7 protein-coding genes are annotated in these 7,978 nt (G+C 71.9%); 5 read left to right on the top strand and 2 right to left on the bottom strand.

Features of this window, described 5'->3' with window-relative positions; translation table 11 throughout:
* Together ACWGIG_RS20440 and ACWGIG_RS20435 are read left to right on the top strand one after the other, a co-directional pair.
* Window positions 1-1,419: peroxidase family protein (locus ACWGIG_RS20440; protein ID WP_453323044.1), on the top strand; the 1,419-nt coding region annotated here is incomplete at its 5' end.
* A gap of 188 nt (window positions 1,420-1,607) precedes the next feature.
* Window positions 1,608-2,480 carry an alpha/beta fold hydrolase gene (locus ACWGIG_RS20435; protein WP_453323043.1) on the top strand — a complete coding sequence of 291 codons (873 nt, stop codon included), beginning with the start codon at window positions 1,608-1,610 and terminating at the stop codon, window positions 2,478-2,480.
* Here ACWGIG_RS20435 and ACWGIG_RS20430 read toward each other — a convergent pair.
* Window positions 2,419-2,634, bottom strand: a complete 216-nt coding sequence (locus tag ACWGIG_RS20430; RefSeq protein ID WP_453323042.1) for a hypothetical protein — start codon at window positions 2,632-2,634, stop codon at window positions 2,419-2,421. The two genes, ACWGIG_RS20435 and ACWGIG_RS20430, sit on opposite strands and share 62 nt — an antisense overlap.
* Before the next feature lie 144 nt (window positions 2,635-2,778).
* Entirely contained in the window at window positions 2,779-3,375 is a 597-nt protein-coding gene (locus ACWGIG_RS20425) for a DM13 domain-containing protein (RefSeq protein WP_453323041.1), read from the bottom strand.
* A 282-nt stretch (window positions 3,376-3,657) separates the two neighbouring features.
* Here ACWGIG_RS20425 and ACWGIG_RS20420 point away from each other — a divergent pair, with 282 nt between their 5' ends.
* From ACWGIG_RS20420 to ACWGIG_RS20410, 3 genes are all read left to right on the top strand, one after another.
* Window positions 3,658-5,547 (top strand): protein-arginine deiminase family protein, encoded by a 1,890-nt coding sequence (locus ACWGIG_RS20420; protein ID WP_453323040.1) that lies wholly within the window; start codon window positions 3,658-3,660, stop codon window positions 5,545-5,547.
* 242 nt (window positions 5,548-5,789) lie between these two features.
* The gene (locus ACWGIG_RS20415) at window positions 5,790-7,520 is read left to right on the top strand and encodes a glycosyltransferase family 2 protein (RefSeq protein WP_453323039.1); all 1,731 of its coding nucleotides are present in this window, start codon (window positions 5,790-5,792) and stop codon (window positions 7,518-7,520) included.
* Window positions 7,521-7,543: 23 nt separating this feature from the next.
* On the top strand, window positions 7,544-7,978 hold a 435-nt coding region (locus ACWGIG_RS20410), incomplete at its 3' end, for an acyltransferase family protein (protein ID WP_453323038.1).

The following is a 7,978-nucleotide window of genomic DNA, read 5'->3' as shown; positions in this document are numbered from 1 at the left end:
CTCATCGCCGGTGGCCACACCTTCGGCAAGACCCACGGCGCGGGCCCCGGCGAGAGCGTCGGCGACGACCCCGAGGCCGCTCCCATGGAGCAGCAGGGCCTCGGCTGGAAGAGCACCTACGGCACGGGCGTCGGCGGCGACGCGATCACCAGTGGTCTTGAGGTCACCTGGACCACCACGCCCGCGCGGTGGGGCCACGACTTCTTCAAGCACCTCTTCGAGTACGAGTACGAGCTCACCCAGAGCCCGGCCGGCGCGAACCAGTGGGTGGCGACGAACGCCGAGGCGATCATCCCCGACGCCCACGACGCGTCGAAGAAGCACCTCCCGACGATGCTGACCACCGACCTGTCGCTGCGCTTCGACCCGGTCTACGAGCAGATCTCGCGGCGCTTCTACGAGCACCCCGACCAGTTCGCGGACGCCTTCGCCCGCGCCTGGTACAAGCTGACGCACCGTGACATGGGCCCGGTCGTGCGCTACCTCGGCCCCGAGGTACCCTCCGAGGTCCTCCTCTGGCAGGACCCGCTGCCGGCGCGCGAGGGCGAACCGGTCGGCGCCGCCGACATCGCCTCCCTCAAGGAGCAGATCCTCGGCTCGGACCTGACGACCGCGCAGCTGGTCTCCGCGGCCTGGGCGTCGGCCTCCTCCTTCCGCGGCAGCGACAAGCGGGGCGGGGCCAACGGCGCCCGCATCCGCCTGGAGCCGCAGCGCACCTGGGAGGTCAACAACCCGGACGGCCTCGCGCAGGTGCTGCGTACGCTTGAGGGCATTCAGTCGTCCTTCAACTCCACCGCCGGCAAGCAGATCTCGCTGGCCGACCTGATCGTGCTCGCGGGCTCCGCGGCCGTCGAGCGGGCCGCCAAGGACGGTGGCGTCGCGGTCGAGGTGCCGTTCACGCCGGGCCGTGTCGACGCCGTACAGGAGCAGACGGACGTCGAGTCGTTCGCCGCGCTCGAACCGGCCCACGACGGCTTCCGCAACTACGCGGGCAAGGGCAACCGCCTGCCTGCCGAGTTCCTGCTGCTCGACAGGGCGAACCTGCTGACCCTCAGCGCGCCCGAGCTGACGGTCCTCGTCGGTGGCCTGCGCGTCCTGGGCGCCAACCACGGCGGCTCGAAGCACGGCGTCTTCACGGACAGGCCGGGCACGCTGTCGAACGACTTCTTCGTCAACCTGCTCGACATGGGCACGACCTGGAAGTCGACGTCCCCGGCGCAGGACGAGTTCGAGGGCCGCGACGCCTCGGGCGAGGTCAGGTGGACGGGCACCCGGGCCGACCTCGTATTCGGTTCCAACTCCGAGCTGCGCGCACTCGCCGAGGTCTACGCGAGCGACGACGCGAAGGCGAAGTTCGTGACGGACTTCGTCGCGGCGTGGCACAAGGTGATGAACCTGGACCGGTTCGACCTGGTCTGACCGCGCGGTGCGGGGCACCCGGTTCACCAAGCCCGGGTGCCCCTCCGGCATGCCCAACTCCCGCTGCCCGACCAGTATTTCCCGCTTACGCCCCGGGTAATGGCCAGTTCGGCCGTCGGGTGACAACGTGAGCGTCGCAGGGCAGCCGATCAGGGGCGGTCCGCACGGAAGACGAAGGAGCGGCCACCATGGGGCATTTCACGACCGGGGACGGCACCCGCCTGTACTACAAGGACTGGGGGTCGGGCACGCCCGTGGTGTTCACGCACAGCTGGTCCCTCAGCAGTGAGATGTGGAACTACCAGATGACCCACCTGGCCGACCGGGGCCTGCGCTGCATCGCCTACGACCGGCGCGGGCACGGCCGGTCCGAACAGCCCTGGGACGGCTACGACTTCGACACGCTGTCGGACGACCTGGCGGCCCTGCTGGAGCACCTGGACCTGACGGAGGTCACCCTGGTCGGCCACTCGACCGGCACCGGCGAGGTCGCCCGCTATCTGACCCGGCACGGCTCCGAGCGGGTCGCCAAGGTCGTCCTGGTCTCCACCCTGACCCCGCTGCTGCGACAGGCCCCGGACTACCCCGAGGGCGTCCCCGGCAGTGTCTTCGACGAGATGCGCACGCAGATCGCCGCGGACCTGCCCGGCTGGGTCGACGCGATAGCGGGTCCGTTCTTCGGGGAGGGGACCCCCGGCGTCACCGTCTCGCGGTCGCTCGTGGACTGGTCGGTGTGGGACACGCGCGCGGTCTCCGTCAAGGCCATGCTGGGACTGAGCCGCACGATGTCCGAGACCGACTTCCGCGTGGAACTGACCCGCGTCACCGTGCCCGCCCTGGTCGTCCACGGTGGCGCGGACGCCTTCAACCCGGTCGACCTGTGCGGGCGGGGCACGGCGAAGCTGATCCCCGGCAGCGTGCTCAAGGTGTACGAGGACGGCCCGCACGGTCTGCACCTGACCCACATGGACCGGCTCAACGCCGATCTGCTGGAGTTCGTCACCGAGGGGGCGGAGCGGTCGCCCGAATCGGTGACGCATGGCGGTCACGCGCCAGCTTGATGCCGACGGCGGCCACCGCGACCGCCCCGGCGAGGGTGACGAGGTGGGGCAGCCGGGGCGTGCCGAGCAGCCGCTGGGCCGCCCATGAGCCCTGCGCTTCCTCGGCCTGGGCGGCCAGCCGTTCCACGAGGCAGACGAATCCGAGATCGTGCATAGGTCCTCCCGAACTGCGGCACCGTCACAGTTGACGGCTGTCGCACGGGCACACCTGGGTGCGTGGTGATCCAGTGGTGCCCCTTGGGTTTCACGGATGCCCAGACTCCGCGAGTTGAACCACCGGAAATCAGACCCGGCCGGTTCAGGCTCCTGCGTCCGCCGTCGCGGCCGGTGCCGGCGGCATGGCCGCCGGGGCCAGGTCGGCGGCACCGAAGGACACCGAGAAGCGTGCGCACCAGATCACGACGCTGCGGTAGTCGGCCGGATCGGTGCCGGCCGGGACGGTGTAGTTCTGGTTGCCCCGGTTGCCCTTGAGCCTGCCCAGTTCCACGGCCCCCGCCCCGAGCCCCGCTTCGGCCGCCCCCGCGTCACGGCGCGAGAGGTAGACCCGTACGTCCGGCCCTTCCGAGGTCATGAGGTCTTCCAGGCGCAGCACCGTCTGCCCGCCGTCGGCGAGCCGGACCGTGCGGGCGGTGCCGCTGGTGGCGTGCTCGTGACCGACGAACCCGCCCCGGGCGAGGTCCGTCGGCCCGGCGGGGGGATCCGTCGGGCCGGCGGGGGATTCCATCGGGCCGGCGGCCGAGGGGGAGGCGGCGGGAAGCGATTCGTTCACCGTGGTGGTGGTGAACGCCTTCCAGGGCTGGAAGGCGTAGAGCCCCGCGCCGGCCGCCACCACGAGGGCGAGCAGCAGGGACAGGGCGATACGGCGGGACAAGCGGGGCTTGCGGAGCGCGGACACCGGGACCTCCGTGGGGTGGTGCTCGGGCCGGACGTGAGCGGCCCGGCCTTCGGGAGTCCAGCAAAGCCGTGACCGCACCCCGGCGGCCAGCGACCCGGCCCTGCCGTAAGAGACCGGTAATACCTCGCTGACCAGCACCGTCCGGACGGAACCGCGGGCGACTGCGCACAACGGTGTATCTCCGGTTCCTCACCCCGGACGACGTATGCACGGTGCGGGGGCGCGAGCCTGGAAAAGGTGCAGCAGGTCTCTTCCTCTTTCCCTCTTCCGGAAGGACGCGTCATGTCTTCTCCGCACACCCGCACGGGAACGGCCGTGTTCGTCGCCCTGCTGGCCGGAGCGGCGGCCACTGTGGCGCCCTCTCCGGTCTCGGGGGTCGCCCCGCCGCCTTCTCCGCCCGACCTGCGGGCTGACGTCGATCAGGACGGGCGCGTCGACCTGCTCGGCGGCACCGACGAGAGCGGGGAGGAGCAGTGGCGGCCGGGCCGGGGTGCGGTGTTCCTGCCCAATCTGGACGACGACGCCCGTCGCTGCCGGACCACGCCGGGCGATCTGGACCGCGTCGACCCCGCGGTGGACGCACGTCTCGCCGCCTGTCACGACGCCGCCGACGAGCAGGTGAACGGGGCGCAGGACGCCAAGGACCTCGCCCCGCTGCGGGTGCGGCCGATGCGGGTCGGTGACGAGGCGGCCGGCCGGGTCGAGATCGCGCCGGCCGGGTCTGCGTACGTACGGATCTTCGTCCGGCGGGACGGCCGGCTCACGCCGCTCAAGGGCGGGTTGACCGCCGATGAACTGCGTGCCGGGGTCGAGCTCGCCGTCGAGGGGCGGGACGTGGTGCGCGACACGCGGCGCTGGAACGGTGAAGTGGACGTCGTCCTCACCGTGCGGCAGGGCGAGGGGGCGGGTACGCGCACCGCGTCCGACCGGGTGCGGATGAAGGCCGCGCCCGTGCTCGTGCAGCACGACCTCCAGCGCGCCGAGTCCGTGTTCGCCGCCGCGCCGGGTCCTGGCAGCGGCATCGTGCCGAACTGGATCGGGGCGCGGTACAAGCCGACCGGGTGGAAGCCGTTCGCCGACTCGCTCCGCAGGGCGGCCGAGCGCGCCGGGCTGCCCCGCGACAAGCTGACGTTCACGCCCGGCACTTCGCAGTGGTGGCGGGACATCTGGCGCCAGGACACGGTCGAGCCGGGAACCGTGAGCATGCCGGTGCCCGGCGGGGTCCACCGCATGCGGATCCTGCTGCGCGCGCCGGTGCTCTGGCCTCAGAGCAAGCTCGGGCCGAGCACGCTGAGCCGTTCGGCGCGGCTGCTGTTCCGGGAGCTGCGCGGACCTGGTGTCGGCGTCGTCCAGCAGTTCACCCGGGACCGCCCGGCGCACGTGGACGACCTGCAGAACTTCGCCGGGAACTTCGAGTCCGTACCCCCGTATCCCGGCCACCCGCAGGGCCGCATCGTCTACGGCACGAGTACGCGGCGCGCGCCCGACCCCTCTTTCGTGCGGATGCTCACCGCGCAGGGGCAGCAGCGGCCGATCGCGGTCGACACCTCCTGGCTGTTCGTGGGGCACACCGACGAGACCGTGCACGTCGTGCGGGCCGACAACGCGCGCGGCTGGACCCTGATGGTGTCCGACCCCCGGCTGGCCGCGCGGCTGCTGCGCGAGGCGTCCGAACGGGGCGGGGGCGGCCGGCTGCTCTTCGAGGGGACGACCGCCGAGGACCGTCCGACGGTGGACGCCGTGCTCGGCGACGCGAAGTTCCTCGCCGGGAACGAGGTCGCCGCCCGGCACATCGACGAACAGCTCGCGACGCTGCTGCGGGAAACCGGCCTGGAGGAGCGGGAGTTGGTGCGGGTGCCGGTGCTGTACGAGACGGGCAGGTTCGATCCCTCGGTGTCCGCGGAGCGGTCCATCGCCTTCTCCCCCGGCCTCGCCAACGGGCTGTCCCTCACGGCCCGGGACTACGCGGCCCCGGACCCGCACGGCCCGAGGGTGGGCGGCGAGGACCTGTTCCGTACGGAGACGGAGCGCGCGCTGCGCCGCCAGGGGGTGCGCGTGCACTGGGTGGAGAACTTCAAGTGGGCGCACCTGGCGGGCGGCGAGGTGCACTGCGCGACGAACGCCCTGCGGGACACGTCCCGAGCCGCGCCGTGGTGGCGCGGCGGTAAGTGAGGGGCGCGGCACCGCCGCACCGGGCGAGTGTTCCGCAACTGTTCACCCGGGCGCGGCCCACGCCTCCCCCGGTCCGGAGGGCGGGCCCTGTCGGATGGGGACGGTCAGAGGTCTGGACCAATTGAGTCACGCCAATTCTGTGTCTCATTAAGGGAATTGACGCCTCGACGTTCGATTGGTCTATACCTTTGGCGATAGGCTGCCCTCCAGATACAGGCAGATACACAGCCGTGGGGGGCTTTATGACTGTTCATCATCTTCCGCAACCTCCGACCGACGAAGAGCTCTACTGGTACTTCGGGCCGCAGCACCGCTGGGTGCTGGTCAGCAGCTCGCTCGCCTTCGTGTTCACGGCGGCGACCATGTTCACCTTCGCCCTGCGCACCCCGGCCCTGTGGGCCTTCCTCGGCGTGCTCGGCCTCAACGTCGTGGCGCTCGTGCTCTCCTCCGTCAACAGCCTGCGCCCGCGCCGGCTCACCCGGCGGTCGCACGAACTCCTCGTCCACGCCTGGCAACCGGCCCGGCCGCCGGGCGTCGACCTCTGCCTGCCCACCTGCGGCGAACCGCTCGCCGTGCTGGCCAACGCCTACCGGGCTGTCTCCGCACTGGACTGGTCCGGCCCGCTGACGGTCTGGGTCCTGGACGACGCGGACCGGCCCGAGGTCGCCGCGCTGGCCGCCTCGTACGACTACGAATACGTCGTACGCCCCGACCGCGGACATCTGAAGAAGGCCGGCAACCTCAACCACGCCCTGACCCTGAGCAGCGCCGAGGTCATCGCGATCCTGGACGCGGACTTCGCCCCCCGGCCGGACTTCCTCCGCCATCTCGTCCCCTACCTGGCCGACCCCTCCGTCGGCATCGTGCAGAGCCCGCAGTGCTTCGACACGGACGGGTCCATGAGCTGGATCCAGCGGGCCGCGGGCTCGGCCCAGGAGTGGTTCTTCCGCTGGATCCAGCCGTCCCGGGACGTGAGCGACGCCGCCATCTGCTGCGGCAGCAACGCCGTCTACCGGCGGAAGGCCATCGACCTGGCCGGCGGCTTCGCCCGCCTCGACCACAGCGAGGACCTGTACACCGGACTCGCCCTCCACGCCCAGGGGTTCCGCACCCTGTACGTGCCGGTGCTCGTCGCCAAGGGCACCTCGCCCGAGTCGGTGACCTCCTTCGTCAACCAGCAGTACCGGTGGGCGATGGGCAACCTCCATCTGCTGAGCACGCCCGTACTGAAGCGGATGGGTGCGCCCTGGCGGATGCGGCTGTGCTTCGCCGAAGGCATCGTCGGCTACCTGACCACGGCGGTGAACACCTTCGTCGCGCCGTTGCCGCCGCTGGTGATGATGTTCTGGTTCCCCGACGACGTACGGCCCTGGCACGTACTGCCGCTGCTCGCGCCGCTGTGGCTCTGGCACGTGCTGCTCCCCCGCGTCAGCCGCACCCGCTGGCGGGTGGAGGTGATCCGGGCGAACGTCCTGACGAGCGTGGCCGCCGCGACGGCCTTCGTGCACACGCTGCGGGGGCGCAGCGCCGACTGGGTGCCCACCGGCGCCCGGGGCGCGGGGACCTCGGGCGGCATGGCCCGCCGGGTGGTGGCCGTCTCGCTGGGCTGGCTGCTGCTGTCCCACGCGGCGGCCGTCGCGGGTCTGGTGCTGGTCGTGGCCCGCAACGGCTGGGCACCCAGCTGGGGCCTGCTCCTCTACCTGCTGGTGCAGTGCCAGATCAACGTGCCGCTGATGCGGCACCTCTTCGCGGAGCTCCGGCCGGTTTCCTCCCGGCGCATGGACACCGACCCGGGGACCGCCCCGGCCGCAGGGCTCCGGGCGCTGCTCCCGCGCGTCCGGCCGCTGCTGCTCTCCCGCGCCGGCATGCTGCCGCGCCGCTGGCCCGAGACCCTGGCCGCCACCGCCCTCCTGCTGCTGACCGGCCTGCTGGCGTCCGGCTGGGTCAATCCGATGCTCCCCTGGCTGAGTTGACCGACCTGAAAGGCGTCCTCCCCATGTCGTCCCCCGTGGCCCCCGGCCAACGGCAGTCCCACGAGCGCGCTTCCGCGCCGCCCGGACGGAACGCTCCCCCGCCCGAACCCCCGTCGAACCCCGGGAACACCGAGTCGGGCCCCAGCCCGCACCGCTCCGCCTTCCGGCCCGACATCGAAGGGCTGCGCGCCGTCGCCGTGCTCGCGGTCCTCGCCTTCCACGCCCAGATACCCGGCGCGCAGGGCGGCTTCGTGGGCGTGGACGTCTTCTTCGTCATCTCCGGCTACCTGATCACCGGCCTCCTGGTGCGCGAGGCGATCGCCACCGGCCGCATCAAGCTCGTCGACTTCTTCTCGCGGCGGGCCAGGCGGCTGCTGCCGTCGGCCGCCGTGGTCCTCGTCTCGGTGGCGGCCGTCGGCGCCTGGCTGACCGTGCCGCTGAGGCGTACGGATCTGGAG

Source organism: Streptomyces sp. NPDC054863, from assembly GCF_053610825.1.
The sequence above is the reverse complement of the archived record's forward strand: the minus strand, read 5'-3'. Positions and strand labels throughout refer to the sequence as shown.

Coding starts and splice junctions, on each gene's coding strand:
- ACWGIG_RS20430 (WP_453323042.1), bottom strand. CDS start 2,634: ATGCACGATCTCGGATTCGTCTGCCTCGTGGAACGGCTGGCCGCCCAG.
- ACWGIG_RS20420 (WP_453323040.1), top strand. CDS start 3,658: ATGTCTTCTCCGCACACCCGCACGGGAACGGCCGTGTTCGTCGCCCTG.
- ACWGIG_RS20415 (WP_453323039.1), top strand. CDS start 5,790: ATGACTGTTCATCATCTTCCGCAACCTCCGACCGACGAAGAGCTCTAC.
- ACWGIG_RS20435 (WP_453323043.1), top strand. CDS start 1,608: ATGGGGCATTTCACGACCGGGGACGGCACCCGCCTGTACTACAAGGAC.